Genomic DNA, 26,638 nt, shown 5'->3' with positions numbered 1-26,638 from the left:
TCAGCATGTCGTTCGGAGAGACCCCGATCACCCTCATCGGCAACCTGACCGACGACCCCGAGATGAAGTTCACCGAGGGCGGCGCCGCCCTCGCGAAGTTCACGATCGCCGTCACCCCGCGCACCTTCGACCGCACCGCGAATCAGTGGAAGGACGGCACCACCGCGTTCTACCGCTGCGCCGCCTGGCGCACCCTGGCCGAACACGTCGCCGACAGCCTGAAGAAGGGCTCCCGGGTGGTGGCCAACGGGCGGATGCGACAGCACGACTGGACCACCCCGGAAGGCGAGAAGCGCTCCATGCTCGCCGTCGAGATCGACGACATCGGCGCATCCGTCCGCTTCACCACCGTGACCATCAACCCCCGGCGCGCCACGCAGTCCGGCCCGGCCGCCAACGACCCGTGGAACACCGCAGGCAACCCCGCGGAACCGGGCGACGAACCCCCGTTCTAGCTACGCCAAGGGCGGCCCCCACCTCACGCCAATGAATGCGGGGCCGCCCTTGTCCACCAGCCATCAACAGACCTGTGGAGGTCTCCCAGCATGACCCAATCCATCCTCATCGGGCGAGCGTTCGCCCTGAACCGGCCGTTACAGGTCCTGGACGGCTGCTGCTGCATCGGCGGCGGCACCGAAGGCTACCGGCGCGCCTTCCCCGGCTGTCACATCACCGGCGTCGACAAGGAACCACAGCCCGACTACTGCGGCGACGCCTTCCACCAGGGCGACGTGGTGGAGTTCGTCCGCGCCCACGGCCACGAATTCGACTTCATCCACGTGTCCCCGCCCTGCCAGGGCGAGGGCGCCCCGACCAAGGGCACCAACAAGGCCCGCAATGCCGCCATCGGCCGCACCTACCCCCGGCTCATCAAACCCGTGAGGGCGGCGCTGGAGGCGACGGGCCGCCCGTACGTCATCGAGAACGTGGCCGGCTCCGAGGTCCGCAAGGACATCCGCCTGTGCGGGGAACAGTTCGGCCTCGCCGTGCTCATGCACCGCTACTTCGAACTCGGCCGCTGGACCGCCCTCAGGCCCGCACACCCCAAGCACCGGGGCCGGGTCCGCGGGTGGAGGCACGGCGAGTACCACGACGGTCCCTACGTGGCCGCGTACGGCCAGGGCGGCGGCAAGGCCACCGTGGAGGAGATCCGCCAGGCGAAGGGCATCAACTGGTCCACGGACCACCTGCGCCTGCGGGAGGCCCTGCCCCCGGCCTACACCGAGTGGATCGGCCGCGCCTTCCTCGCCTCCCAGAACCTCCAGGCGGCGGCATGAGCGAGCCGACGACCGTGGTCCTGGAGCACCTGCACCTGTTGGCCGCCGCTCTGTGCTCCGCAGAGCGCGGCTGGCCCGTCATCCCCCTGCACCCCGGCACCAAGCGGGCGGCCGGCCACCCCGAACGCTCCTGCCCCGCCACCGGACGCTGCACCGGTGGGCACCGCACCCCGGAGCAGCGGGCCACCACCGACCCCGAACTGATCCAACTGGCGTGGGCGAACCGGCCCTACAACGTCGCTATCGCCACCGGACCGGCCGGACTGCTGGTGGTCGACTTGGACGTGCCGAAGACGGAAGAGCAAGAAGGAGCGCCTGACGGCGCCACTTCCTTCAAGGCGCTCTGCGAGCGCGCCGGACAGCCCACCCCGCTCACCTACCAGGTGCGGACCCCCAGCGGGGGACAGCACCTGTACTACACCACCCCGCCCGGCACACGGCTGAAGTGCAGCGTCAAGCGGCTCGCCCCGCACATCGACACCCGCGCGTGGGGCGGCTACGTCGTCGCTGCTGGCAGCACCACCCCGCAGGGCGCCTACGAGGTCGCCGAGGCGGCCCCCGTCGCCTCGCTGCCCGACTGGCTCACCGCCCTGCTCACCGAGCCGGCCAAACCCGCGGCCGCGGCCGCGCACACCAGGGTGGGGGACGGCACCAAGGCCGCCCGCACCGCGCTGGAGCGGGAGTGCGACGTCATCAGGGCCGCAACCGAGGGCGGCCCGGACGGGCGGAACAACACGCTGCACAACAGCACCTGCAAGGTGGCCCGGTTCGTCGCCTGGGGCCACATCACCCGCCACACGGTCGAAGAAGCAATCCAGGCGGCGGGGGAATCGACGGGACTGTCCGCGGCCGAGTGCCGCACGACCATCCGCAGCGCCATGGAATGGATCCTCGCCCACGCCACACCACGGGAAGCCGTATGACCAGCCCCGCCTCCCCCCACCTGGATTGCCTCCCGCGGCCCCTGGACGGCCCGTACAGCGCCGAACAGCCGGGCCCTGAACGGCCGGTGGGCGCCCGAAAGAACGACGCCGAAGGCGTCCTTTCATCTCTTCCCCCCGCCTCCCGATACCTCGGTACGTCCCGGATCCCCCAGAAAGGGAGGACCCTCGCATGACCGGCACCCCGCCCACCAAACCGTCCATCAACGGGGCCGCCCTGCTGGACGAGGTGGAAGCCTTCCATCGCCGCTTCAACGTCTTCCCCACCGAAGCCGCCTACGTCGCCGTCGCCCTGTGGGACGCACACGCCCACCTGATCGACGCCTTCGACGGCACCGCCCGCCTGGCATTCCTCAGCCCCGAACCGGGGTCGGGCAAGTCCCGGGCCTTGGAGATCGTGGAAACCCTCACCCCGAACGCGTCGATCACTGTCAACGCGTCCGCCAACGCCCTGTTCCGGCTGGTGGAGGCCACCGAGGGCATGCCGACGCTGCTCTTCGATGAGATCGACACCGTGTTCGGACCCAAGGCCGGCGGCAACGAAGAGGTACGAGGGTTCCTCAACTCCGGCTACCGGCGCGGCGGCAACTCGCTGCGGTGTGTCGGGGACGGATCCAACCAGAACGCCGGTTGGTTCTCCTCGTTCTGCGCCGTCGCCATGGCCGGACTCGGCTCCCTGCCCGACACGATCCTCACCCGCTCGGTCATCATCCGCATGCGCAAGCGGGCCCCGAACGAGAAGGTCGAGCCCTACCGCCGCCGTACGCACGAGAGGCAGGGCCACGCACTGCGCGACCGGCTCGCCAAGTGGGCCGACACCGTCCGCGAAGCCGTCGCCGAAGCCTGGCCCGAGATGCCCGAGGGCGTGTCCGACCGGCCCGCCGACGTATGGGAACCCCTACTCGCGGTCGCGGACGCGGCCGGCGGGCACTGGCCGGAGCGGGCCCGCGTTGCCTGCCTGGAGCTGGTCCACGCCGCGCAGGAAGGCGACGAGGCCTCCCTGGGGGTTCGGCTGCTGACCGACTTGCGCGACAAGGTGTTCTGCGGCGCCGACCGCATGCCCACTGCCGCCATCATCGAAGGCCTTCTCCGCATGGACGACGGCCCATGGGGCGACTTGGACGAAAAGCCGGTCAACGCGCGCATCCTTGCCCGGCTGCTGGGCCAGTACGTCACGCCGAACAACAAGCCCATCAAGCCGCGCGGCATCAGGACCCCCTCAGGCTTCCCCAAGGGCTACTACGCGGAAGATCTCGCGGACGCGTGGAAGCGTTACTGCCCCCCACCCCCCGAGAAATCCGCCACGTCCGCCACGTCCGCCACACCGCAGGTCAACGGGGGTGAATCCGTGGCGGATAACGCCACCAGCATCCGCCACACGCCCGCGGAAACCGCCACACAGCCCACCCTCACCGGCTGACCGGCTGGCCGCCCCTGGCCGCCACACCCACCCAGGGGTGTGGCGGCACCTATCCGCCACAAAATCGCTATCCGCCACACGATCAAGGCTCTGACCTGCGATGTGGCGGCGTGGCGGACGTGGCGGATCCCCCAGAAGAGAGACGACAAAGGAGTTACCGCCTTGGCTGGCACCGAGAAGCTCAAGCTCCGCGAAGTCCTCGAAGAGATCGATATGAGCCGCGCTGCCTTCTACCGCCTGCGCGCCCGCGGCAAGGCGCCAAAGCTGATCAAGCTGCCGAACGGTCAGATCCGCTGCCGCCGCAGGGACCTGGACGCGTGGTGGGCCGAACACGAGATCGCTGCCTGACCTGACCGCATACGAGGGGCGCCGCGGTGGCGGCGCCCCTGCCCATGAGGGAGCACGATGCACAGCTATGACGTGCGCATTTGGAGCATCCGTAAGCGCGCCAGCAAGGCCGCACCTTTCCAGCTTCGTTGGCTGGTTGCTGGAGAGGAGTTCCAGGAAAAATTCGCTACCAAGACGCTCGCGGACGCCCGCCGCGCGGAGCTACTGACCGCGACTCGCAAAGGCGAGCCTTTCGACACGGAGACCGGTCTTCCTGTCTCGGAGCTGCGTGAGCGGAACCGCACGAGCTGGTACGCCCACGCCCGCTCGCACGCTGCGCGGAAGTGGCCGACTGCGGCAGCGAAGCACCGGGCGAGCATCGCCGAAAGCCTGACTATCGCCACGATGGCTCTTTGCCCGCCAGGGAAGGGGCGTCCGGACAATGACGTGTTGCGTCGAGCCCTCTATCAGTGGGCCTTCAACGCCGGTAGGCACGACCAGGCTCCACCGGAAGCTGAGGCTAGGGCGCTGACGTGGGTGGAGCGCAACGCGCCGGCCGTGGTCGACCTGGACAGCGCCAAACGGATGCGCGCGGTGCTGGAACACCTGGCGCAGCGGCAAGACGGCAAGCCGGCCGCCGCGAACACCTTTCGGCGGCGCCGTGCGGTGCTGAGTAACTGCCTGCGTCTTGCCGTGGAACACGAGCTGTTGCCCGGCAACCCCTTGCACCGCGTGCACTGGGAGACCCCCAAGGCGGTAGAGGCGCTGGATGTGCGTAGCGTCGCCACTCCTACACAGGCGCGGGCCTTGCTGGATGCCGTGCACGCTCAGGGTCCGCGGGGCGCCCATTTGGTCGCGTTCTTCGCGTGTATCTACTACGCGGCCATGCGGCCAGAGGAGGTGTCCATGCTGAGCGCCGATCAGTGCGAGCTACCCGCCGAGGGATGGGGGCGGCTCCTGCTCGTTGGAGCCCGCCCGCAGGTGGGCTCTGCGTGGACGGACGATGGCAAGCCGTACGAGGAGCGGCAGCTGAAGCACCGGGCACGCAGGGCAGTCCGTCCGGTGCCCATCCCGCCGGTTCTTGTTTCCATCCTGCGCTCCCACCTGGATGCGTTCGGGACCTCGGCTGAGGGGCAACTGTTCAGCGCCGTGCGAGGCGGGCCGATCCGATCGCAGGAGTACGGCGCGGTCTGGAAGGAGGCTCGTAGGAAGGCGCTCACTGCCCCGCAGGTGGCGTCTCCGCTCGCTGCCATCCCCTATGACCTGCGGCATGCGTGTGTGTCGTTCTGGCTCCGCTCCGGGGTGAGCCTCGCCGAGACAGCCCGCCGCGCGGGGCAGAGCGTCGCCGTGCTCCAGCGGTACTACGCCAAAGTCCTGGATGGCGAAGAAGCCAAGATGAACGCGCTGATCGAGCAGGGACTGGCAGAGCACGGCGAGGGGGCCGAGGGCTCTTGATTCTTGGCCGCAGCTTGGCCGCACGCGCTGATCAGAGGTGGGATACCGGCGAGCCACGGTGAGACAGGTTCCATGCAGATGGGGTGCCCCTCCCCGAGAGACACCCCTTCTGACCTGCAAGGCTCATGACCTTTGCGGAGGCGGTGGGATTTGAACCCACGGTGACATCGCTGCCACGACGGTTTTCAAGACCGTCAAGCGTGCAGAACGAATGCCCTGGTCATGCACTGTTTCAGCTCCCAAGAGGGGCCGCCTGTCCCACACATGGCCCACCAGTAGGGTTAGCGCGTGATCGGCACGGCCATGTCGACTGTCGCGACAGGAACACGATCGCTGGCCCGAGCATTACTCAAAGCAACTTCTAGATCGCCCTGGTGACAGTGGCGCCGGCGTCCCCATACTTACTCCATGGCGGCAGGTGAACAGCAGCAGGAACGGGGCCGTGAGGGCGCCTACTTCGCGCAAGCGTGGCTGGAGAGCACCACGCGCGTGAACGCCCCTTGGATTGTTTACGAAGCGCCGCAGATGACGACATTGACACTACTGAACGGGAAGCACGAATCCTGGGACGTAGCTGGCTATTTCGAGAACGAAAAGAAGAACCCGTTTTATGCGGAAATTAAAGCTTACACGAGCGACAATCAAGGACCCAAGTATCGCGAGTACTTGACCGATTGCTACTCGGCTACGGCCAGGATGATAAAAGACGGCCTTGATCGAGAGTGTGAGTTCATGTGGATAACATGGCATCCATTCGCCATGGGGGCGTGGACCAAATTGTGCGACGAGGCTACGATCCAGGAAGCAGTTAAGGACTACCCCGCTAAACTCGGAGAGGATGACTACGACCCGGAAATCGGCAAGCTGCTAGCCAACCGACTATGGCTCATTGTCTTATCGGAACGACAAGAAGAGCTGATGATGAAACGGGAGTACCTGGGCCACATTCGCTCTTTCATTACGAGGGGGGCGTAAAGCATGCAGACGATTGACGCCCAGATTCAGAATGCACTCCACCAGGCGTCTCCCGAAGCGGCGATGCGAGACGTTAAGCATGCGGTCGCCCGCGAACTTCAATCCTTGGACCCAAAAACCGAAATCAAGTCCACGGATTACTTCAATCACACCTTCATCCCCGACTTCGTATTAACTTGGGGTTCCGGTGGGCAGCGACCCACTCGTGACATTTATCTGAGATTCAGCGTCGATACGCCCTTGATTCAAAGGGACTTGAAAAGTCTTCACGAAGACTCTCCAGCATTCATCGCCATTGCCGCTGGGGGGCGCGCCCCTCACGAGTCAGAACCCGCGACCTATGAGTACGATGAATGCCTTCTGTCAAGCACATCGACGCTAGAGTCGATTTCCAGGGAAGACGCCCGCACCCCTGTAACTCAGATGCTCAAAGCATCCTTGCTGCAGGGCGGAAAGGGATATCTGGTTGGCGATTCAGCCGTGGCGGTACAGCGCGCTGTCTCTTTCGCTGACTCTGCGCTCTCAAGGCTAGACAGGCCTCAGGTCTCGGCTAGCGTCAGGGCGATGAACGACCACCTCTCACCGGCCTTCTCTTCGCGCATCGAGCGCGTCATGCAAGTCATGTGGGTTAGCCAGGGTGGCGACGCGGACAACTTTCCCGGGACTCACGAAACAGTGACGTCCCTATCCTCGGGAGAGTTAACGCAGATTCTTCCTTTTCTGCTCTCACTGGAAGGCGTGATCAATAATGACTTCTGGCGGAATCTCGGAGAGAATCTGACGCTAGGGCACTTGCAGGAGCTGGAGCACTGGCAACGCAGCAGGAATCTTGACCTACTGGTCAACGCAAATCTAGACCGCATCAATGCGCGCGGTGCGGCAGTCGACAGAAGCCAGCCCAACTTGTTCGATAACCTTGAATGGCCTCCTTACTGGGAAGTCATGGACTCCCACTTGCATCTACGATGCGGCGAGGTGGACTTCAAGTTCGTCGACGACCGACGCAAAATTGCCCACCGGACCGAACTGGGAATCGCTCCTCGCTGGTTCGAAATTGAGCATCGCCTTGATCAGTACGGAATTGAAGGCATCGAATTCACCTCCCCTGGAAGCAAAACTCGGATTCGGAGCAGCACTACTGAAGGCCTGCGCGATTCCATGGACATGCAGGCGCTTTCCGAGGCGCTCGGGGAGTTCGCTCGGGTCATGGCTGTCGAGCTTCGATGGCCCAGGTCTCGCCAAAATATTGAAGTAGACTTTGACCGCTCTACGGTCGAGTCTGTAGGAGTGGCCATTAGCCTCCATATCTTAGCCCACCTAGGGCTCGATCTTCTTTATCAAGCCTCACCAAACACGCTTAGGGAATTCCGGCGATTCGTTACAGAAGACAAACGATTCCCCTGGTGAAATAACAAAGGTGGCAGCCTGGGGGCTCCGCCTGAGTAGTCAGGGACACCGGTCGCAACATAGGTCGGCCACGCATCCAGCGAATAACGTCATAGGCTGAGACCAGCGACTAATTGGCCGCAGCCTAGAGATTCTCACCAGTCATGCCGAACGGACGGACATCTGGTCAGAGACCGCCGACACAACGAAACCCGGTGTCATCATCATGCATTGTGTCGTCGGCATCGTTGGGAACGGCAGGTACACCCCGGAACAACGGACTCGTGAAGGCGCTCCCACGGAGTTCGTATCGCCCTGGCACGGTTGGCGTTGCAAGCCATTCCCACACGTTGCCTACCATGTCGTAGACCCCGTAAGGCGAAACGCCGCTGTGGTATCGAGAGACGGACGTTGTACGCTCCACGCCGGTCTCTCGAACGTTGCACTTCGCGGCAGTCTTCTGGTCCCCCCACGGGAAAATCCTGCCGGAGGTACCGCGCGCCGCCTTCTCCCACTGTTCAGCTGTTGGCAACGACTTCCCTGCCCATGTCGCGTACGCATTGGCGTCGCGCCATGTCACGTGCACAACCGGGTGGTCATACAACTCACGCGGGCATCGACCGTTCGCCCAGTGCTCAGGAACCGGGTGCCGAGTGGCCGCGCAGAACCGTGCGTAGTCCGCGTTCGTCGTCGGGAAGGTGTCGATGTGGAATTCGTCCACCCACACCGGATCGTCGTCCTCCCCTGACAGAAAGATCCCTTCTGGAACATGCGCCATTAGCTTCCCGTCACCGGGATGCTTCACGTACTCGCCGCTGCTCGTCTGATCTTCATCAGGTTCGATGACTGCTTGGGTGGGAATGTCGTCCGCCGCAAGGATGCCAACGAAGCGTCCCTGAGCATCCTGGTCGGCCTTGGCGAGCAGGGTGTCCAAAGCCGCTTGGTTCACCATGCGCAGGCTGGCTTGTTCGCCGTCTCCCTCCCACCGTGAGACGATGCGATCGGACACCCCGAGCTTCTCGGAAAACTCCATGAGACTCATTCGTACGGCTTCACGCAGTGCCTTAACTTCACGTCCGGTCCATTTCGTAACGAGTGGCATGGGCTACCTCTGTCGTGAATCGCCGCCCTGGCGGGGGCAGCGGCACTCGGCTACAGCCGGTCGCCGGGGATCCCGGCGTACCCGTCGCGCAGTGCATCGAGCACGGGGTGGTCCTGAGGGAACTGCACGTCGTCGAGTGCGCTCACGGAGCGCACGCCGATCGTCGTGTTCGTGGCGAATGCGGCGGCCATGTTCGGGACATCGGCAAGCCGTACCGGGGCCGTCACCTGCTTGGGAGCGTCCAGGCCCTGGAGCAGGAGCATGGTCGTACCGGGGAGAACGGGGGCATCTGGCCAAATAACCGTCCCGTCCTGGTTGACGAAACCGAGGTTCCACGTGCCGCCCTCCGAGATACGGCCGTCCGGTTCGACGAACACCGCATCGTCGAACCCGGCGAGCTGTGCGTCACGCCGAATCCGAAGCTGCGAGTAGAGACCGATGTGCTTCACGGCCGCGCTGTCGCGCGTAAAGGTGAAGGACTTGGCGGTGAGCGGGGGCGGGGGCATGGCTCCCGCCGGCCGCAAGTTCACCAGAACGTGGGGCTCCTTGGCATCGCTGGGACGTCCCATGTCGATCGCGGGATCAAAGACTGTGACGCGGAGACCAGCGATCCCGGCAACGCCCTCGGCTGCCTTACGGATGTAGCTCAGCGTTTGCTCGCGGTCCAACTCGACGCCGAAGACGATTCGGCAGTCGCGTACCAACCGGTCCAGATGAAGCGACAGGCCCCGGATGGTGCCGTCCTCCATGCGCATGGACGTGAAGTGCCCGTAGTTCGTCAGGGCGAGGCTCTGGAGTTCGTCGAGGGTGACCGGTTTTCCGTTCAGTTCAGCCATGCGGCCAGTCTTGCAGTCACTGACGGGCCACCAACACCCTGTTAGACAGCCAAAGTTCGGATTAGTTCGGTGCAGGGGCGGCGGGAGTACGTACTCACGGGGCGCTCGGCGGGACACGCTAAGAGCATGATGACGAACGGACCGCGAGAGACGCTAAGCGCCAGGCTCCCCCTCGGTGGGGCCCACGACCGCCTCAAGCTGCTTGACGCGCTCGACGAGGCCGGCGAGTTCGGTCGAGACGCGCACGACCTCAGCCTGCAGCTCGGTCAGGCGCTGCGCGGCCTCGCGGGGCCCCTGCTCGCCGGAGGCGGGGTCGCGGACGTAGGTGCCGCTCCCTGCGACCCCTTCGGCCAACCCATCTTCCTGGAGTTGCGCGTAGGCGTTTTGCACGGTCATCAGGGCCACACCGAGCTTTTTGGCGTAGGCCCGCGCGCCAGGGAGGCGATCCCCCGGTCCGAACGTCCCTGCGGCGATCTCGCCTCTGATCCTGGCTGCGATTTCGCGAGCGTTGGGCTTCCTCTTCGGCTGTGAGTCCACCCCGAAAGCGTACTTGACCTAGGTCGTTTGCAATCAGGTCGCGGGGAGCGCTTGACGACCCAAAGCGACCTAGGTAGCTTTCATGGCAACGGAAAGCGACCTAGGTCGCTTCAGCTAAGGCGCTTTTGGCCTGCACGTTCGCACCAAGAGGGATCCCGCCGGACCTGCTTACACGCGGTTCGAGCGGCAGGGGAGACGTAGAAGTCCGTCGTCTTCACGGATCGATCGGTGTCATCGGCTAAGCCGTTGGTCTGACCCTCGGGCGTAGACCCAGGGACCGGATCGCGGGGATCCCGGTGATTGGGCTGCACCCGGTCCATGACACCCGCAAGGGATGGGCGCTTCCACTCAGCGAGTGACGACTGAGTGGCGCGGTGACCACGCGCCGGCCAGACGGGGAAGCCCGTCGCTAGCGAAAGGGAGCGAGGCGCGTACGGAGCCGCGAGATGACAGTGACGGGCTTGCCCGTCACTCGTCATGCGGGCAGGGCGCCGGCTTCATATCGGTGGCCTGCCCGTTTGATGAGGCCCCTCCCGCACCTCCTATGAAGCCGGGCCCCACTCCTTCCCGTCCAACGACCCTCGAAGGGGATCCCATGCGCCGCATCACGAACCCCAAGCACCCGAACGTCCACCAGGTCGGCACCGACGTCGAGCACGAGGGCGAGCCGCACCGGATCACCGACGTCGGCGGCAACTATTTCACGCTCGTCCGCCTCCGCGACGGACACGGCAAGAACGTCAAGATCCGCGAGGTCAACGGCGGCTACTAGCCAGGACTACGCCCGCGACAGCATCGCCGGTATCTCCCGCTCCGTCTGACCATCCCCCCTTAACGGCGTGCACCCCCGGAGTTGCAGCTCCGGGGGTGCTGTTTGGGCCGTTCCACCTTTGAGAGGAACCACGACCCGTGGAACACATCGTCACTGTTCAGGACGCTGTTACCGCGTTCGCCGACTTCATGGAGCCGACGGACGCGGAACTGGACGCGATCGAGCAGGAGATGCCGCTGATCCTGGCGGAGGTCGACCTGCTCGACGCACAGATCATCACCTTGGACCGCACGCCGACCGAGCTGGACACCCGGCGCACGCGCCGCGCGCTGGCCCGGGTGCTGGCCGAGCGGGTGGCGCTGGCCAACCGCAGCACCGCGGCGAGCCTGCCGGGGGGTGCGGCATGAGTGAGCTGATGTTTGCTGCCGCCGCGGGCCTGCCCTTAGCGGCCGGCTGGTCCGTTCACGCGCTGCGGCTGACCCGCCGGATCGAGACCGCCCGCCACGACCCGCTGTCCGGGCTGTGGACCCGGGACGCGTTCGAGGAGCGCGCCCGCAAGATCCTGTCCAAGGGGCAGCAGCGGGCCGTTCTCGTGCTGGACCTGAACTGGTTCAAGCAGATCAACGACACCCGCGGCCACGCGGCCGGAGACGCGGTGATCCGCGCGACCGGCATGCGGCTGGGCGCGTGGGCGGCCGGGCACCACGGCGTGGCCGGCCGGTTGGGCGGGGACGAGTTCGCCGCCGTCACCGACGTGTGCGGTGCGGCCGCCACCGTCACCGAGAACCTGAACGGGAAGCTCCTGGATCTGCTCCACGGCCTTGAGCGGCCGGTGCCGTTCCCGGGCGGGGACATCGACGTGCACGTCTCGATCGGGGCCGCCCGCTACTGGCGCGCGCCCGCCGACCTGTCGGCCCTGCTGCGGCTGGCCGACGAGCAGATGTACCGCATCAAGCAGGAGGGCGGGGGCGTCAGCATCGCCCCCCGGCATGAGACGGCGCCCGCGCTGCCCACCGTGAACGGCCGCCGCCACGGCCGGCCGGGCACCCGCAAGGGGGAGGCGTGATGAGCGAGCGCAAGCCGCTGTCCAAGGCCCAGAAGACCGTTCTGACGGCCGCGTTCTCGCCGATGGTGGCCACCGGCGTGATCGGCGGCATCGGCACCTACAGCAACATCGGCCGCGCCTACGGCCGGGGAACCGCCCTCGGTGCGCTCGCTGCCGGCGAGGGTGCGACGGCGGTGCTGGCGATCGTGCTGCTCGGGCTGACCATGCTGGGGCAGTCCTCGCCCCGGATCATCCGCATCGGGCTGTGGGCCCTGCCCGTCGCCGCGTCCGTCATGGCCGCGATGGCCGGCCCCGACCCGGGCCGGACCGTCATCTACGCCGTGACCCCGATGGGCATGTGCGTCTCGGCCGAGGGGATGGCGTTTCTCGCCCGCCGGATCGTCGTCCACACCGACGGCCGCGACGCGGAAGCCGAGGCCCGCGCGGCGGCCGTGGTCCGGGAACTGGCCTATCAGTGCGCGGTCGCGGCCAACCACCCCGCCTCCAAGGCCCGCGAGAGGGCGGATAAGGCGTCGTGGAAGCTCGCGGCCAAGGTCGGGCACGGGGATCACGCGCTCAGCCTGCGGTTGCTGGACGTGCAGCGCGAGCGGTTCACCAGCGGGGCGGACGCGGCCTTGGCCGCGATGTTCGCCACCCCGACCGCACTCCCGGACAGCCCCCCGGTCGACTCGATCGAGACGGCGACCCCGGAGGCTCCCACCGTGACCGCAAACCAGGATGAAATATCGCAGGTCAATGCAAATCAGTCCACCCCTGACCTGCGGGAATCGGCCCCCGCCGACCCGGCCCCGGTCGACGGCGAACGGGCCAGTTCGGAAGCGGTCGCGGGTGAGCAAGTGCTGCCGATCGAGCCTCCCGCCTCTGTCCCGGCCCGGCCGCGCCGTAGGCCGACCGGTCGGGTTCCGGCGGCAGCTCGATCGTCCCGACCGACTCGCACGGCGGACGAACTCCTCACCGAGGCGCGCAAGGCGACGGCCGACTGGGCGGATGAGGAACTGACCGCGGAAGCGATCCGCAAGGCGGTCCGTACCGCACCGGCCAAGGCCCGTACGCTGCGCGACACGCTCAAGGCCGAACGCGCTGAGCACGGCACCGACACCAGCGCCGGGCCGGTGGCCGCGTGACGCGGCTGACGCTCGCCGACTGCTTCGATCCCACCGGCGAGCGGTTCGGCGTCCCGACCTACCCGTGGCGTCTGGCCCCGGATGGGTTGGCCACCCGCCGCCAACTCCGAGCGCGGGGCCTGCGGCCGGGCGGTCAGGACGTCGCGGCACAACTGCTGCGGCCGCGTCGCCGCCGCGAGCCGCTGACCGCGTACCTGTACCGGGTCAGCCTCGCCCGCCCGGTGAGACCGATGACCCCGGCCCGATGGCACGCGCACGCAGCGATGATGCGCGCCCGCCGCACCTGCCCCCACTGCCGCCGGGACGCCGGATACGTCATCCCGCCCTCCCTCGGCGCCTGCGCGCCCTGCGCCTACCCCGACCACTCCGACGCCCCGAGGAGTACCTGACATGGGCAAGCCCGACACCCGTCGCCTGGACCGCGAGATTCTGCAGACCACCCGCAAGCTCGAAGCGGTCCGCAACCAGGAGATGTGGCCGCTGACCGGCTCCGAGCGGCGCCAGGTCCTCGCCGCTCTGGCCGGCGGCTCCTACCGGGTCATGCGTGGCAAGAACACCGCCCGCGCCGAACAGAAGCTGGACACCGTGTGGGAGGCGGTGCAGATCCGGCTGACCGCCGAGATCGCCGCGTTGCAGAAGGCCCGGCAGCGAATCGTGACCGAGCACGCGACCGCCAAGGCCGCCAAGAAGTCCTCCGGGTGGTGGTGACCATGGCTGGCAAGCCCACGCCTCCCGGTGAGTGCCCGCAGTGCTGGGAGCACGCCCACGACCGGCGCGCACACCGCCACCTCGGCCCCCGCGAGGACTGCCCGCAGTGCGTGGACCACATGCGCAACGGCCACCCCTACATCGTGCCCAAGAAGGAGTCGACGTGGTGGTGAGCATGGACCGCCGGTGCCCCGCCGCGCACCCGGAAGACCCCACCCCCTGCGTCGGTCCGGTCGTGGTGACCGTGCTGGACAAGGTCAACGCCGGGGCCGCCGGGTGCGAGCACCACGGCGCCCGCCTGCTGGCCTCCCTCGACGGTGGCCGCGTCTACCCCCTCCCCGACGCCCCGCCCGGCGCCGCCATCCGCGTCTTCACGGCCGCCGACGGCATCCGCCCCTTCTGCTGGCTCGACGGCCCGCGCATCGACCCGTCCCAGCTCAGCCACGCCGAGAACCGCGCCCGCAACGGCCGCTGAGCCCGTCAAGCCCCGCCCGCGCCAACGCCGGGCGGGGCCGCTCCCCAACCTTCCTCAGCGTTCCGCCCCTGCCCTGGGGCAGTCAGGAGTTCCCGTCATGGGAGACACCGTCGTTCACCTGCACAAGAGCCCCGAACCGCCTGCCGAACCGGCCACGGTGACCCGGCTGACCGTGGTCCCCGACCCGGCACCGGCCGCGACCGTTCCGGTGTGGGTGCGCTCCGGCCGCGCCATCAAGACGGCCGTCACCCACGAGACCACCAAAGCCGCCGCCCGGGGGGTCGCCCGGCACTCCCTCTACGTCTTCGGCGGCGCGAAGATCGTCGGTCGCCGTGCATGGGACGGCCGCACCGCGGCCCGCTACGAACGCATGCTCCGTGCGGCGGAAGCTGCGGGAAATCACGAGGCTGCCGCCGAGTGGGAGGAGCGGGGGCAGCGCTACCGGGAGGCCCGTCACCGCCGCCGCATGGACCTGATTCACTCCCCGCTGGACGTGGCCAAGGGCGCCGCCGTGAGCGCTGGTATGGGCATCGGCGGTCTGGTCCTGCTCGGGATCGCCATGGCCATAGCCACCAAGGACGCCACCGACGTCGTCACGCCGCTGATGGCCGTGATCGGGTTCATCAACCTGATGATCACGATTGTTCGGGTGGTGTGGGGCCCGGCCCTGACGATCGGCCCCTTCTTGGCGCTGCTCGCGCTGTGGTCGGTCGGTGCCCACCAGCAGGCCGCACCGCAATGGGCGCTGCCGGCCAGCATCCGCACGGGTGAGGGCGAGCCGATCACGCCCTCGATCGTGGTCAAGGCCTTGCGTGACCTCGGGGTGCCCGCGCTGCGCAAGGCCATCACGGAGATGGGCGACGCCGGTGCTTCCATGCTGTCCCCGATCGTGATCGCCGGGTGCGGTGTGGAAGTCGACGTCAGCTTGCCGTCCGGGGTGTCGACCATCGAAGTGCAGAACAAGCGGCGCAAGCTCGCCGAGAACCTGTCCCGGCACGAGCACGAGGTGTTCATCACCATCCCGCAAGCGGCCCGCACCGTGCGCCTGTGGGTCGCTGACTCCGGCGCGCTGGACGAACCGATCGGCCCCTCGCCGCTGGTCACCGACGAGACCCTGACCGCCGACTACACCAAGGGCCGCGCCCCTTGGGGCCAGGACCTGCGCGGGGATGCTGCCCTGCTGAGCGTGTTCCAGCGGATGGTGTTGGTCACCGGCATGTCCAACCAGGGCAAGACCGCCGCGCTGCGCGCGCTCGCCTTGTGGCTGGCCCTGGACCGCACGGTGGAGTTCCGGATTGCTGACCTGAAGGGCGTGGGGGACTGGGCGATGTTCGATGGCCTGGCCAGCGTGCTCATCCAGGGGCCGACCGACGACCACGTCATCCAGGCGACGGAGATGGTCGAGGACGGCGTTCAGGAGATGAACCGGCGTCTCCAGGCCCCGCCCGGCACCGCGTTCCCGCCGCTGATCCTGCTGGTGGACGAAGCACAGGTGGCGTTCATGTGCCCGGTCAAGGACGACGAGAAGCGGCCCTATGGCGGCAGCAGCCAGACCTCCCGCTACTTCATGGCCTGCCGGAAGATCCACAACCAGGGCCGTGCGGTCAATGTCCTGCTGTGGCAGGGCACGCAGGACCCCACCGACCAGAACCTTCCCAAGCTGGTCCGTGAGGGCGCCCACACCCGCGCCTCTCTCGCTCTGGGCACCGAGTCGCAGGCCGTCATGGCACTCGGGGAGAAGGCCGTCAACGGTGGCGCCGCCCCGCACCTGCTCCGCCCCGGCCTGGACAAGGGAACCCTTGTCGTCTCCTCCGACGGCATCGAGATCCCCAAGGGCCAGGCGTCCATCACCGTGCGCACGCACTACATCGACAACGACACGGCCGCCGCCATCGCCGACCGTGCCAAGGCCCTCCGGGACGGTGTGGCCACCGTGCACGCCATCGAGCGGGGCGAGGAGCGCGACCCGCTCGCCGACATCGCCGCCGTCGTCGGCGACGCGGCGCGGATGCGGACGAAGGACGTTCTCCCGCGCCTCGCCGCGCTGAATCCGGAGGCGTACGGCGGCTGGTCGTTCCTCAACCTCACCCGCGTGCTGGAGGGCACCGGGGCCGAGCCGTACAAGTCCGACGGCGTGATGGTCGTCAGCCGTGACCGCCTCGCCCGCGCCCTCGCCGAGCGCGACGCGGACGGTTCCGCTTCCGCCGCCGGATAGCAGGGAGCCGACCCCTCCCGGGGCAGGGAGGCAGGGAGAACTCCCTCAACCCCTCCCTGCCCCGCCTCCCTGGCCCTGACCAGCCCAAATGATCCACCAGGGAGGCAGGGAGGCCCGCAGGTCAGCACCCCGAAAACCCCCTCCGCACGGCACCCCGAAGGGGGTGCCCCCGCCTCCCTGACCGAGCACCGGAAGGGATTCCGCATGTACCCCGAGCACACCCCCGCCACGGGCCGCGGACGGCCTATCGAAGTCCACCAGCCCAGCCCCATCACGCCGGCCGTCGTCACCCCGGCACCTCTCGTTCCGCTCCAGCCGGGCACCGTTCCGACGGTCGCGAGCATCGTCCTGCCGGACGGACGCATCGTCACCGGCTACGCCATCAACCCGACCCAACCCGAACCAGTCACGGCCAAGCCGGTCGTCTCCCGCGCGGCGGTGAACGTCGCCCTCGGCGGGGTCGGGTTCCTCGCGGTGTGCGGCGGACTGCTGCTGCTCACCACCTTCATCACCGCCCTGACCGCGCTGATCACCCAGCTCATCACGCTCGTCGCGGTCGTGTTCGGCGGGTTCATCGCCGTCCAGGTCCTCAGCACCCACGGCCACAAGGGCGGCGCCACGGTCCACATCCGTAAGGCCACGTTCAAGCGCAACCACTTCCACGGCTGACAGGAGCCCTCGTGTTCGACATCCGGATCATCTGCGACCCCGCCGACACCGATCACGTCGTCGCCGCGCTCGACGGCGCGTTCAACGCCGGGACCGTGACCGTCTACCCCAGCCGCGACGGCGAGAAGAACCGCCTCTACGTCCGCGCCGACCACAAGCACGCACCCCGGACGAACACCCCTGACGAGTGGCCCGGCCGCACCGAGGCCTACGCCTGTGCGCCCGACGCCGGCAGCGAACTGGCCTGGCTCCTGGCCGCCAAGGAGCGGGGGCGTGAGTGGTGGCTGCGCCGCGCCGCCCTCACCGACCGCATGGCCTCCGGCATGACTCCCGGCCACTTCGCCAGCACCAGCAACGCATTCGACCTGGCCTGCCACCTGATGGCCCTGGACGGCGCCGTCGTCGGCTGCAACCCGCGGGCCTACGTCCGCCAGCAGTACGCCCAGTGGGCCAACAACCACTAGCAACGCCAAGGGCGGCCCCCAATTCCGCCAAGAACCCGGGCCGCCCTGACCAACCAGCACCCCAACAAGGAACTGGAGACACCCAGCATGACCCATCCAACCGACATCGGGCGAGCGTTCGCCCTGGACCGGCCCTTAAGGGTCTTGGACGCCTACTGCTGCATCGGCGGCGGCACCGAGGGCTACCGCCGTGCCTTCCCCGGCTGCCACATCACCGGCGTGGACATCGAACCCCAGCCGGACTACCGCGGCGACGCCTTCCATCAGGGCGACGCTGTGGAGTTCATCCACGCCCACGGCGACGAATTCGACTTCATCCATGCCTCCTGCCCCTGCCAGGGGGAGGGCGCTCCCACCAAGGGCACCAACAAGGCCCGCAACGCTGCGATCGGCCGGACCTACCCGCGGCTGATCGTGCCGACGCGCGCCGCTCTGGAGGGGACCGGCCGGCCGTACGTGATCGAGAACGTGGCCGGCTCCGAGGTCCGCAAGGACATCCGCCTGTGCGGCGAACAGTTCGGCCTCGCCGTGCTCATGCACCGCTACTTCGAACTCGGCCACTGGACCGCCCCTCAGCCCGCACACCCCAAACACCGCGGTCGGGTCCGTGGCTGGCGGCACGGCCAGTACCACGACGGCCCCTACGTGGCCGCGTACGGCAAGGGCGGCGGGAAGGCCACCGTGGAGGAGATCCGGCAGGCGAAGGGAATCGACTGGTCCACCGATCACCTGCGCCTGCGTGAGGCACTGCCGCCGGCCTACACCGAGTGGATCGGCCGGGCCTTCCTCACCGCGCGTGCCACGGCCGGTCTGGGGGTGGCCGCGTGAGCGCCCCGAACAGCCACCTGTGCACCGCGCTGCACCTCGCGGCGGCCGGCGTCCCGGTGCTGCCTCTGCGGGCGGGGAAGGTGCCGTTCGGCAACTGCCGCAGGTGCGCCGACAACGCCTGCGGGGGCCGGCCGAACATGAGGAACGCCGGGCCCTGCGCCTGCCCTGGCCCCTGCCACGCATGGGCCGCCGCAACGACCGACCTGGACGTCATCCAGTCTGGCGTTTGGCGCCGCGCATGGGTGCGGGCTACTGCGGTCGCCTACCACCCGGGCGGGGCGTGGCTGACGGTCGTGGACCTGGACAACGCCGACGCGGTCACGTGGGCACGCGAGAACCTGCCAGCCACTCAAACCGTGCCTACAACCCGTGGTGAGCACTGGGTCTACCTGGGGCCAATGCGGTCCGTGAATGCCGTCCGGCCCGGCGTGGACATCAAGTCCACGATGGCCTACGCCCGATGGCTCGGCCCCGGCACCGGCACCATGACGACACTGCCGGCGGAAGTGCGCGCACTGGCCGTGAAGGAACCCTCCACGGTCCGGCCAGCGCCGCATGCCCCTACCGTGCCCGCACGGGTCGGGGACGGGGAGTGCCGTCACCGCACACCCGCCTACCTGGAACGCGGCATCACCATGGCCGAACAGCGCATCACCGAGGCCCGCAGCGCCATCCACACCACGGTCTACCGCACCTTCCTCGCCGTGCTGTCCGCCCACGGCCGGTGCGGCTGCCTCACCGATGCCCACGTCGCGCGGCTGTTCACCGCCGCGCAGACCAAGGGCGAATCACCCCGGCACTGCACCGACGCGTGGACCAACGCCCGCACCGCACTGGGGATGTGAGTCATGTCCGAGGACGAGAAGACTCCGGCCCGCCAGATCATCACCGACTACGCACAAGCGCACTTCCGGTACTTCCGCACCATCGACGGCACCGTCTACGCGCAGAAGAACGGCCACCCCGTCGCCCGGCCCATCCGCTCCCAGGGCACGACCGGGAGCCACCGGCAGGAACTCATGGTCGGCCTCTTCAAAGACGGGGTCGGCGTGTTCAACGGCACGGCACTCAAGGAGGCGCTGGACTTGATCGAAGCACTCGCCCTGACCGAGGGCGTACAGCCCACCCACATCCGCGTCGCCCCGGGATTTGACGGTGCGACCTGGCTCGACCTGGGCCGCGACGACGGCCAGTGCGTCCGTATCCACCCCACCGGCTGGGACATCCTCACCCCCGACCCGCAGGAAGTCTGCTGGCGGCGCACCCAGCTCACCGGGGAACTCCCCCTGCCCGCCCGGGACACCAACGGCAAGGGCATCGACCTCCTGCTCCGCCTGTGCAACTTCGCCAGTGCCGAGACCGAGTGCCTGGCCCTCGCCTGGCTCATCGGCTGCCTGGAGCCGTCCGTGCCCGTCCCCGCACCGTTCCTCACCGGACCCCAAGGCGCGGGCAAGTCCACCGGCGGCCGGATGCTCGTGCGGATCATCGAAGGGATGAGCGGCGACCTGCGCAGGGCACCGAAGGACGAAGAGAACATGATCACGGCCGTCGCCGCCGGATGGGTCACCGCCCTGGACAACCTCTCCCACCTGCCCCCTGACCTGTCCGACCTCATGTGCTGCATCGTGACCGGCGCCGAGAGCATCAAGCGCGCGCTCTTCACCGACGGCGACGTCGTCCGCTCCCGCTATCGGCGCCCCATGCTCCTGACCGGCATCGATGTCGGCGTCATCCGCCCGGACCTCGCCGAACGCCTCCTCCCGCTCCGCCTCGTGCGGCCCCGGGTACGGCGCACCGAGGCAGAGCTGTGGGCCGAGTACACGGAGATCCTGCCGGTCGTTCTCGGCTCCCTGCTGGACCTGACAGTGAGGGTGCGGGCCGCCCAGGCCGACACCCCCACCGACCTGCGGATGGCCGACTTCGCCCACCTGTGCGCACAGCTCGATGCGGCTACCGGCTTCGGCTCGCTGAGCGCCTACCGGGCCAGCCTCGATGACCTCAATGACGACGTCATCGAAGGAGACCTGCTGGCTCAGACGGTCCTGAAGCACGCTGCCGGGCTCGACGCGGGCGCAGAAGTCCGTATGACCTCATCGGAGTGGCTGCACTGCCTCACCACCCTCTACAGCGGCGAGGAGTGCCGTCCCCTGCCCAAGGGCTGGCCCACCACCGGCAAGGTCCTCTCCGACCGGCTCAAGCGGCTGCAGCCGACCCTCGCCGCACGCGGCGTCCTCATCGACTGGGGCCGCACCAGCGCCGCCCGCTACATCGAGATGACCCGCCCGCCCCTCCCGTCCCTGCACGAGCAGGAAGCGGCGTTCTGACCCGCGCCACCACGGCGCCGCACCGAACAAGCAAGAGGAGCACCCCGCGACTGGCGTGCTCCTCTTGCTGTTCCGGCGGCTTGCCGCCGCTGCACAAGTCGCGCCGCAAGGCGGCTCCTTCTTCACGTCCTGAGCCGCACCGCACCACCACAGACACCACCCCCCTCTTCTTTTTCCTAAGAGAAGAGACGCTGCGTCACCCACGTCACCACGGACCAGAAAACGGCCCCTGACCTGCGGCTAGGCCGGTGACGCAGACGGCCGAAACCTGCGTCATCCCGCGTCACCCTCGTCACGGGTGACAGAACCCCGCCCCGCCCTGTGACACGCCCCGAGCGGCCCGCGTCACCACATAACCGCAGCTCAGAGCCCCAAATGACGTGCGTGACGCGATGACGCAGAAATCCCCACCTCGGACAGACGCGGCCCCCGAGGAGACCGAGACCAACCCGCCTCACCCACTCCGACTGCTGAGGAGCCATCGAATGGCCCGCCCCCAGATGCTCAAACTCCCCGAAGTCCTCGACGAAATCGGCGTGAGCCGCGCCGCCTTTTACCGCATGCGCGCCCGCGGCCAAGCCCCTCGCCTCCGCAAGCTCCCCAACGGTCAAGTCCGCGTCAGCCGCACCGACCTGGACACGTGGTGGGAGCGGTGCGAGCAGCACGCTGCATAGATCCGACCGCTTCACCGGGGCCCGCGCTCAGCGCGGGCCCCTCGCTCTGTCTGGAGAGACATGCTCACGTATGACGTCGATATCTGGTCCATCCGCAAGCGTGCCGGTCGCCCCAAACCATGGGAGCTGCGCTGGCGGGTCGGCGAGCGTCCGCATTCCCGCAGCTTCAAACTCAAACCGCAGGCTGACGGTCGGCGGGCGGAGTTGATGGCCGCGCTGCGCGATCGCCAGCAATTCGACGAGGAGACGGGGCTCCCCGCGAGCGAACTGGCGGCGCGCACCTCTCCTACCTGGTACGAGCACGTCACGGGATACGTACTCATGAAGTGGCCGCGGGCTGCCGCCAAGCACCGCGCGAGCATCGCGGAGTCGCTTGCCGTTGTCACCCCCACGCTCGTCACCAGCAAGAGGGGAGCGCCGCTCCCGGCAATTCTGCGCGCTGCCCTGTACCAGTGGGCTTTCCGGGCGGTCCGCTCCCCTGAGGGGACCTGGGTGCCGCGCCACACGGTGGAGGAGCCTCCAGAAGACGTCCGCGTCGCGCTGGAGTGGATCGCCGCGCACTCCATCAAGGTCAAGGATCTGGAGGACCCCGCACTACTGCGGCCGGCTCTGGAGGCTCTGTCGCTCCGTTTGGACGGGGGCAAAGCTGCTGAGAACACGGCCCGGCGCAAGCGCATGGTGCTGAGCAACGTGCTGCGCTACACGGTGGAGGAGAAAGGGCTACTCTCCGCCAACCCCCTGCCGCGCGTGGACTGGACGCCTCCTGAGAGCGATGACGAGATCGATTTCCGGTACGTGCCGGATCCGGCTCTGGCTCGGTCGTTGCTCGGGGCTGTCCGAGACTCCGGGGCGCGAGGTCAGCACCTACACGCGTTCTTCGGGTGCCTCTACTACGCGTCCATGCGGCCAGGTGAGATCGTCGCGCTCAAGGAAGCGGACTGCACCTTGCCTCCCAGCTCGCCTGCGACCGTGAAGGAGTGGGGCGAGCTGTTGCTTGGGGAGAGTCGCCCGGAAGTGGGCGGCGGATGGACAGATGACGGGACGTCGTACGAGACGCGCGGACTCAAGCGGCGAAAGCGTGGCGCGACGCGAACAGTGCCCATCCCGCCCGTTCTCGTGCACCTGCTCCGGGAGCACATCGCGCGCTACGGCACGGCCGATGACGGCCGGCTGTTCCGGGCTGCTCGGGGCGGACGAGTCCCCTCCACCGAGTACTGCGACATCTGGGAGAGAGCGCGAAAGGCGGTGCTGGCCCCGCGCGAGGTCAGGTCGGACCTTGCGGCCGTGCCGTATTCCCTGCGCCACGCAGGCGTTTCCCTCTGGATCAAATCGGGAGTGGACCCGGCGGAGGTCGCCGCTCGTGCCGGCCACAGCATCGCCGTGCTGTACCGCTTCTACGCGAAGATCCTCAAGGGCGGTCAAAAGCATTCCAACGACCTGATCTCCCGCGCGCTCGACGAGGGAGACACGCCCTGACCCTGGCCCACGGATGGCCCATACGCACTGGTCAAAGGTGAGATACGGGCGAGAAAGGGTGAGACAGGCTCCACGCAGAAGGGGTGCCCCTCCCCGAGAGACACCCCTTCTGACCTGCAAGGCTCATGGCCACTGCGGAGGCGGTGGGATTTGAACCCACGGTGACATCGCTGCCACGACGGTTTTCAAGACCGTTCCCTTCGGCCGCTCGGGCACGCCTCCCCGCTCCCGCCGGAGACCGGCGGCGCGGGTACAGATTACCGGCACGCTGCCGGGTCGTGGGGGCGTGGCCGTCATGGGGCCCACCGGCGGTGCCGCCCGGGCCCCTTGTGGAGATGCCGTGGCGGTCCAACCACCGCGACCGCCACAGCCGGTGGGCATCGGGCGGGCGCGCACTGCCGTACGGATCAAGCATGGAGGCGGGGTTGCCCCGGACCCGTGCGCCACACGAGGGCTCACGGGGGAGACACCGGTATGGCAGAAGCCGGACGGAACTTCGGCGGGCCGGAGGACGCCGGGGAGAACGGCACGGAGGGCTCGGTGCCGGAGGCACGCAGGTCTCCGTGCCGGAGGCACGCAGGTCTCCGTGCCGGGGACGCGGAGGTCTCGGTGCCGGAGGCACGATGGCGGGTCGCCTGCGGGACACCGGGGGCCGTTGACGGGACCGCTGCACGGGCACCAAGTACCCCGGCAGCGGGGTGACTCCGCTTCCCGCCGAGGAGGTCCGGGCAGCCCCGACGGCATCAGCAGATTCAGCGGCGCCCACGGACCCGGCGCAAACCGTGGACCCCCCGGAATCGATGGACCCGGCGGATTCCATGGACCGGCGGATTCCATGGACCCGTGAGGCCGTCAGGGGCATGAGGAAGGGGGCGCCCCTCCTCAGAGAGGTGCCCCCTTCTTCCCGCGTGTTCGCTTCCCGTGTTCTTCCCGGGTCGCCGGTGGGTCAGTTGTCGCCCGTCCGCCCCGCCAGCGTGAGGTCGACCGTGTGCTCCTGGCCGCCCCGCTGGTAGGTGACCGTCACCTTGTCGCCGGGCTTGTGGGTCCAGATCTCGCCGATCAGTGTCGGTCCGCTGTCGATCACGTTGTCGTCGAGCTTGGTGATGACGTCCCCGGGCTTGAGGCCGGCCTTGTCGGCCGGGCCGCCCGACTCGACGGCGGAGGAGCCGCCCGCGCCCTGGTCGGTGATCTTCGCGCCGTTGGTGGACTCCTCCAGCGAGACGGAGGCACCGATCTTGGCGTACACCGGCTTGCCGGTCTTGATCAGCTGCTGGGCGACGTACTTGGCCTGGTTGATCGGGATCGCGAAGCCGAGGCCGATCGAACCGGACTGTCCCGAGCCGAATCCGCCGCTGCTGCTGGACTGGATCGCCGAGTTGATGCCGATGACCGCGCCGGAGGCGTCCAGCAGCGGACCGCCCGAGTTGCCGGGGTTGATGGACGCGTCGGTCTGCAGGGCGCTCATGTAGGACGCCTTGCTGCTGGCGCTGCCGTCGCTGGAGGCCACCGGGCGGTTCTTGGCGCTGATGATGCCCGTGGTGACCGTGTTGGACAGGCCGAAGGGGGCGCCGATGGCGATGGTCTCGTCGCCGACCGCCACCTTGTCGGAGTCACCGAGGGCCAGCGGCTTGAGGTCCGAGGGGGCGTTCTTGAGCTTGACGACCGCCACGTCGTAGCCCTGGGCATGGCCGACGATCTCGGCGTCGTACTTCTTCCCGTTGGGGAAGGTGGCCGTGAGCTTGCCGCCGTTCACCGCGTCCGCCACCACGTGGTTGTTGGTGACGATGTGGCCCTGGGTGTCGAAGACGAACCCGGTGCCCGTGCCGCCCTCGCCGTTGGTGCTCTCCGCCTCGATGGTGACCGTGCTCGGCAGCGCCTTGCCGGCCACGTTGGCGATCGTGCCGGGGGCACGCTTGACCTGGGCGGCGCTGCCGTCGGAGGCCGAGACGGTGGTGGAGCCGTTGCTGTCGTTGTCCTTGGCCAGGGTGTAGCCGAGGCCGCCGCCGAGGCCGCCCGCGACCAGCGCGGCCACCAGGACCGCCGCGACCAGCCCGCCGCGCCCGCTACGGGGCTTGGGGGCGGGCTGCTGGTACGACGCACCCCAGCCGGCGCCCGGGGCACCGGGGCCGCCGTCGCCGTAGGAGGGCGTGGCCGGGGGCGGGGGCGGCCAGGAGCCGTCGGGGGCGGGGCCGGGGTGGCCGGCCGGTGGCTGGTACGGATCGGTCGGGCCCTGCTGGGCGTGTGCGGCCGCCGCCGTGTCCTGCTCGGCCGCGCCCGGGGTGCCGGGGGGCACGGGCGGGAGCGGAGCCGTCGGTGCGTTCCCCTCGGGCGCGGGGCCCTGCGGGGAGGCGGCGGGAGATGCCATCGGCACGGGAGGTGCGGACGGCGCAGGGGGTACCGCGTTGCCCTCGTTCTCGGTGCTCACAGCTCTTCTCCTCGATCCACGGCTGTCGTCATAGGTTGCACTCAGTCACACTCGGTCGCATTCGGTAACACGCATGCACGCTGCCGTCGGTCCGGCGCGAAGCGGCCGTGCATGGTCCAGTGTGGCGCTTGTATGCAGTCAGCTTTTCCCATGGGCCGTCAGAGCACCATAAGCGGTGACTGTGGGTCCGGGACCATTCTTTATATAGGATCTTTACGGCGAAAATTATACAAACCAGTAGGGTGTATGACCTCGTTCGCTCCGCGGACGTGCCCGCGCCGCCCCGCGTATCCCACGGCGGTGGGACCATGACTCGGTGACCCACGCACCACAGCACCACATCCAGGTCGTCGCCCACCGGGGGGCCTCCGAGGACGCCCCCGAACACACTCTGGCCGCGTACAAGAAGGCCATCGAGGACGGGGCGGACGCCCTGGAGTGCGACGTACGACTGACCGCCGACGGCCACCTGGTCTGCGTCCACGACCGGCGGGTGAACCGCACCTCCAACGGCCGCGGGGCCGTCTCCGCCCTGGAACTGGCCGAACTGGCCACCCTGGACTTCGGCTCCTGGAAGACGCGCGAGGCCTGGCGCGGACGCGACGAGGAGCCCGACTGGGAGCACCGGCCCGAGGACCGCGAGGAGACCTCCGTCCTCACTCTGGAGCGGCTGCTGGAGCTGGTCGCGGACGCCGGGCGACGGGTGGAACTGGCCATCGAGACCAAGCACCCCACCCGCTGGGCGGGGCAGGTCGAGGAGCGGCTGCTGCTTCTGCTGAAGCGGTTCGGGCTGGACGCGCCGGTCTCGGCCGCCGCATCGCCGGTGCGGATCATGAGCTTCTCGGCGCGCTCGCTGCACCGCGTGCGTGCCGCCTCGCCGACGATGCCGACGGTCTACCTGGTCCAGTTCCTGTCGCCCCGGCTGCGCGACGGGCGGCTGCCCGCGGGGGTGCGGATCGCGGGCCCCTCGATCCGCATCGTGCGCAACCACCCGGGGTACGTGGAGCGGCTGAAGCGAGCCGGCCACCAGGTCCATGTGTGGACCGTGAACGAGCCCGAGGACGTGGACCTCTGTGTCGAGCTGGGCGTCGACGCCCTCATCACCAACCGCCCGCACGCGGTGCTGCGCCAGCTGGGCCGCTGACCGCCGCAACGCCTCAGG

The 26,638-nt window shown here is 68.4% G+C and carries 29 protein-coding genes and 2 tRNA genes; 25 read left to right on the top strand and 6 right to left on the bottom strand.

From position 1 onward, the window contains the following. The first annotated feature begins 5 nt into the window (after window positions 1-5). The 6 genes from ssb (at window position 6) to ACFZCP_RS24170 (ending at window position 5,420) form a co-directional block, all read left to right on the top strand. Entirely contained in the window at window positions 6-455 is a 450-nt protein-coding gene (ssb, locus tag ACFZCP_RS24195; protein WP_391429859.1) for a single-stranded DNA-binding protein, read from the top strand. Window positions 456-545: 90 nt separating this feature from the next. Continuing rightward, complete coding sequence (locus ACFZCP_RS24190) at window positions 546-1,277, top strand: DNA methylase (RefSeq protein ID WP_391429857.1); 732 nt, start codon at window positions 546-548, stop codon at window positions 1,275-1,277. Then, entirely contained in the window at window positions 1,274-2,200 is a 927-nt protein-coding gene (locus tag ACFZCP_RS24185; protein WP_391429855.1) for a bifunctional DNA primase/polymerase, read from the top strand. Before ACFZCP_RS24190 ends, ACFZCP_RS24185 begins: the two co-directional genes overlap by 4 nt. Window positions 2,201-2,390: 190 nt before the next feature. Beyond that, window positions 2,391-3,638 (top strand): DUF3631 domain-containing protein, encoded by a 1,248-nt coding sequence (locus ACFZCP_RS24180; protein ID WP_391429853.1) that lies wholly within the window; start codon window positions 2,391-2,393, stop codon window positions 3,636-3,638. Between the two features lie 162 nt (window positions 3,639-3,800). Beyond that, window positions 3,801-3,986 carry a helix-turn-helix domain-containing protein gene (locus ACFZCP_RS24175; protein WP_391429851.1) on the top strand — a complete coding sequence of 62 codons (186 nt, stop codon included), beginning with the start codon at window positions 3,801-3,803 and terminating at the stop codon, window positions 3,984-3,986. Window positions 3,987-4,043: 57 nt separating this feature from the next. Beyond that, window positions 4,044-5,420, top strand: a complete 1,377-nt coding sequence (locus ACFZCP_RS24170; RefSeq protein WP_391429849.1) for a tyrosine-type recombinase/integrase — start codon at window positions 4,044-4,046, stop codon at window positions 5,418-5,420. A gap of 135 nt (window positions 5,421-5,555) precedes the next feature. Here ACFZCP_RS24170 and ACFZCP_RS24165 read toward each other — a convergent pair. Continuing rightward, window positions 5,556-5,660: transfer RNA gene (locus ACFZCP_RS24165), tRNA-Ser, on the bottom strand. A 168-nt stretch (window positions 5,661-5,828) separates the two neighbouring features. Between ACFZCP_RS24165 and ACFZCP_RS24160 the strand changes: the two genes are divergently transcribed. Next, window positions 5,829-6,395 (top strand): hypothetical protein, encoded by a 567-nt coding sequence (locus ACFZCP_RS24160; RefSeq protein WP_391429847.1) that lies wholly within the window; start codon window positions 5,829-5,831, stop codon window positions 6,393-6,395. Window positions 6,396-6,398: 3 nt separating this feature from the next. Continuing rightward, window positions 6,399-7,802 (top strand): hypothetical protein, encoded by a 1,404-nt coding sequence (locus tag ACFZCP_RS24155; RefSeq protein ID WP_391429845.1) that lies wholly within the window; start codon window positions 6,399-6,401, stop codon window positions 7,800-7,802. A 166-nt stretch (window positions 7,803-7,968) separates the two neighbouring features. Here the strand turns inward: ACFZCP_RS24155 and ACFZCP_RS24150 are convergent, their stop codons facing one another. The 3 genes from ACFZCP_RS24150 to ACFZCP_RS24140 form a co-directional block, all read right to left on the bottom strand. Continuing rightward, window positions 7,969-8,814, bottom strand: coding sequence for an SUMF1/EgtB/PvdO family nonheme iron enzyme (locus ACFZCP_RS24150; RefSeq protein ID WP_391429843.1), 846 nt, complete (start codon window positions 8,812-8,814; stop codon window positions 7,969-7,971). Between the two features lie 119 nt (window positions 8,815-8,933). Continuing rightward, window positions 8,934-9,719 carry an aminotransferase class IV gene (locus ACFZCP_RS24145; RefSeq protein ID WP_391429841.1) on the bottom strand — a complete coding sequence of 262 codons (786 nt, stop codon included), beginning with the start codon at window positions 9,717-9,719 and terminating at the stop codon, window positions 8,934-8,936. Window positions 9,720-9,872: 153 nt separating this feature from the next. After that, window positions 9,873-10,256 (bottom strand): GntR family transcriptional regulator, encoded by a 384-nt coding sequence (locus ACFZCP_RS24140; protein WP_391429839.1) that lies wholly within the window; start codon window positions 10,254-10,256, stop codon window positions 9,873-9,875. A gap of 595 nt (window positions 10,257-10,851) precedes the next feature. Between ACFZCP_RS24140 and ACFZCP_RS24135 the strand changes: the two genes are divergently transcribed. From ACFZCP_RS24135 to ACFZCP_RS24060, 16 genes are all read left to right on the top strand, one after another. Beyond that, complete coding sequence (locus ACFZCP_RS24135; protein ID WP_391429837.1) at window positions 10,852-11,028, top strand: hypothetical protein; 177 nt, start codon at window positions 10,852-10,854, stop codon at window positions 11,026-11,028. A gap of 137 nt (window positions 11,029-11,165) precedes the next feature. Further along, a complete protein-coding gene (locus ACFZCP_RS24130) occupies window positions 11,166-11,435 on the top strand; it encodes a DUF6284 family protein (protein ID WP_391429835.1) in 270 nt (89 codons plus the stop codon). Beyond that, window positions 11,432-12,094 (top strand): diguanylate cyclase domain-containing protein, encoded by a 663-nt coding sequence (locus ACFZCP_RS24125; protein WP_391429833.1) that lies wholly within the window; start codon window positions 11,432-11,434, stop codon window positions 12,092-12,094. Before ACFZCP_RS24130 ends, ACFZCP_RS24125 begins: the two co-directional genes overlap by 4 nt. After that, window positions 12,094-13,218, top strand: a complete 1,125-nt coding sequence (locus tag ACFZCP_RS24120; protein WP_391429831.1) for a conjugal transfer protein — start codon at window positions 12,094-12,096, stop codon at window positions 13,216-13,218. Before ACFZCP_RS24125 ends, ACFZCP_RS24120 begins: the two co-directional genes overlap by 1 nt. Beyond that, on the top strand, window positions 13,215-13,607 hold the full coding sequence (locus tag ACFZCP_RS24115; RefSeq protein WP_391429829.1) for an RRQRL motif-containing zinc-binding protein: 393 nt from the start codon (window positions 13,215-13,217) through the stop codon (window positions 13,605-13,607). Before ACFZCP_RS24120 ends, ACFZCP_RS24115 begins: the two co-directional genes overlap by 4 nt. A 1-nt stretch (window position 13,608) precedes the next feature. Next, window positions 13,609-13,926, top strand: coding sequence for a hypothetical protein (locus tag ACFZCP_RS24110; protein WP_391429827.1), 318 nt, complete (start codon window positions 13,609-13,611; stop codon window positions 13,924-13,926). 2 nt (window positions 13,927-13,928) lie between these two features. Further along, on the top strand, window positions 13,929-14,099 hold the full coding sequence (locus ACFZCP_RS24105; RefSeq protein WP_391429825.1) for a pRL2-8: 171 nt from the start codon (window positions 13,929-13,931) through the stop codon (window positions 14,097-14,099). A 2-nt stretch (window positions 14,100-14,101) separates the two neighbouring features. Further along, the gene (locus tag ACFZCP_RS24100) at window positions 14,102-14,401 is read left to right on the top strand and encodes a hypothetical protein (RefSeq protein WP_391430075.1); all 300 of its coding nucleotides are present in this window, start codon (window positions 14,102-14,104) and stop codon (window positions 14,399-14,401) included. Window positions 14,402-14,498: 97 nt separating this feature from the next. Beyond that, window positions 14,499-16,616, top strand: a complete 2,118-nt coding sequence (locus tag ACFZCP_RS24095) for an ATP-binding protein (RefSeq protein ID WP_391429822.1) — start codon at window positions 14,499-14,501, stop codon at window positions 16,614-16,616. A gap of 204 nt (window positions 16,617-16,820) precedes the next feature. Further along, window positions 16,821-17,285 carry a hypothetical protein gene (locus ACFZCP_RS24090; protein ID WP_391429820.1) on the top strand — a complete coding sequence of 155 codons (465 nt, stop codon included), beginning with the start codon at window positions 16,821-16,823 and terminating at the stop codon, window positions 17,283-17,285. Between the two features lie 11 nt (window positions 17,286-17,296). Further along, complete coding sequence (locus ACFZCP_RS24085; RefSeq protein WP_391429818.1) at window positions 17,297-17,749, top strand: hypothetical protein; 453 nt, start codon at window positions 17,297-17,299, stop codon at window positions 17,747-17,749. An 87-nt stretch (window positions 17,750-17,836) separates the two neighbouring features. Continuing rightward, complete coding sequence (locus ACFZCP_RS24080) at window positions 17,837-18,577, top strand: DNA methylase (protein ID WP_391429816.1); 741 nt, start codon at window positions 17,837-17,839, stop codon at window positions 18,575-18,577. Next, window positions 18,574-19,422 carry a bifunctional DNA primase/polymerase gene (locus ACFZCP_RS24075; protein ID WP_391429814.1) on the top strand — a complete coding sequence of 283 codons (849 nt, stop codon included), beginning with the start codon at window positions 18,574-18,576 and terminating at the stop codon, window positions 19,420-19,422. The genes ACFZCP_RS24080 and ACFZCP_RS24075 overlap by 4 nt, the downstream gene beginning before the upstream one ends. A gap of 3 nt (window positions 19,423-19,425) precedes the next feature. Continuing rightward, window positions 19,426-20,901, top strand: a complete 1,476-nt coding sequence (locus ACFZCP_RS24070; protein WP_391429812.1) for an ATP-binding protein — start codon at window positions 19,426-19,428, stop codon at window positions 20,899-20,901. A 485-nt stretch (window positions 20,902-21,386) separates the two neighbouring features. Then, entirely contained in the window at window positions 21,387-21,575 is a 189-nt protein-coding gene (locus tag ACFZCP_RS24065; protein WP_391429810.1) for a helix-turn-helix domain-containing protein, read from the top strand. Between the two features lie 60 nt (window positions 21,576-21,635). Further along, window positions 21,636-23,051, top strand: coding sequence for a tyrosine-type recombinase/integrase (locus tag ACFZCP_RS24060; RefSeq protein ID WP_391429808.1), 1,416 nt, complete (start codon window positions 21,636-21,638; stop codon window positions 23,049-23,051). Between the two features lie 135 nt (window positions 23,052-23,186). Here the strand turns inward: ACFZCP_RS24060 and ACFZCP_RS24055 are convergent. Then, window positions 23,187-23,273 (bottom strand) — tRNA-Ser (locus tag ACFZCP_RS24055). 724 nt (window positions 23,274-23,997) lie between these two features. Continuing rightward, the gene (locus ACFZCP_RS24050) at window positions 23,998-25,476 is read right to left on the bottom strand and encodes a trypsin-like peptidase domain-containing protein (protein ID WP_391429806.1); all 1,479 of its coding nucleotides are present in this window, start codon (window positions 25,474-25,476) and stop codon (window positions 23,998-24,000) included. Between the two features lie 316 nt (window positions 25,477-25,792). Between ACFZCP_RS24050 and ACFZCP_RS24045 the strand changes: the two genes are divergently transcribed. Continuing rightward, a complete protein-coding gene (locus tag ACFZCP_RS24045; RefSeq protein ID WP_391429803.1) occupies window positions 25,793-26,620 on the top strand; it encodes a glycerophosphodiester phosphodiesterase family protein in 828 nt (275 codons plus the stop codon). The last annotated feature ends 18 nt before the right edge of the window (window positions 26,621-26,638 follow it).

Origin of the sequence: Streptomyces sp. NPDC007971 (assembly GCF_042958635.1) — a bacterium.
Classification (GTDB): domain Bacteria; phylum Actinomycetota; class Actinomycetes; order Streptomycetales; family Streptomycetaceae; genus Streptomyces.
This window is presented reverse-complemented; position numbering and strand designations above follow the sequence as displayed.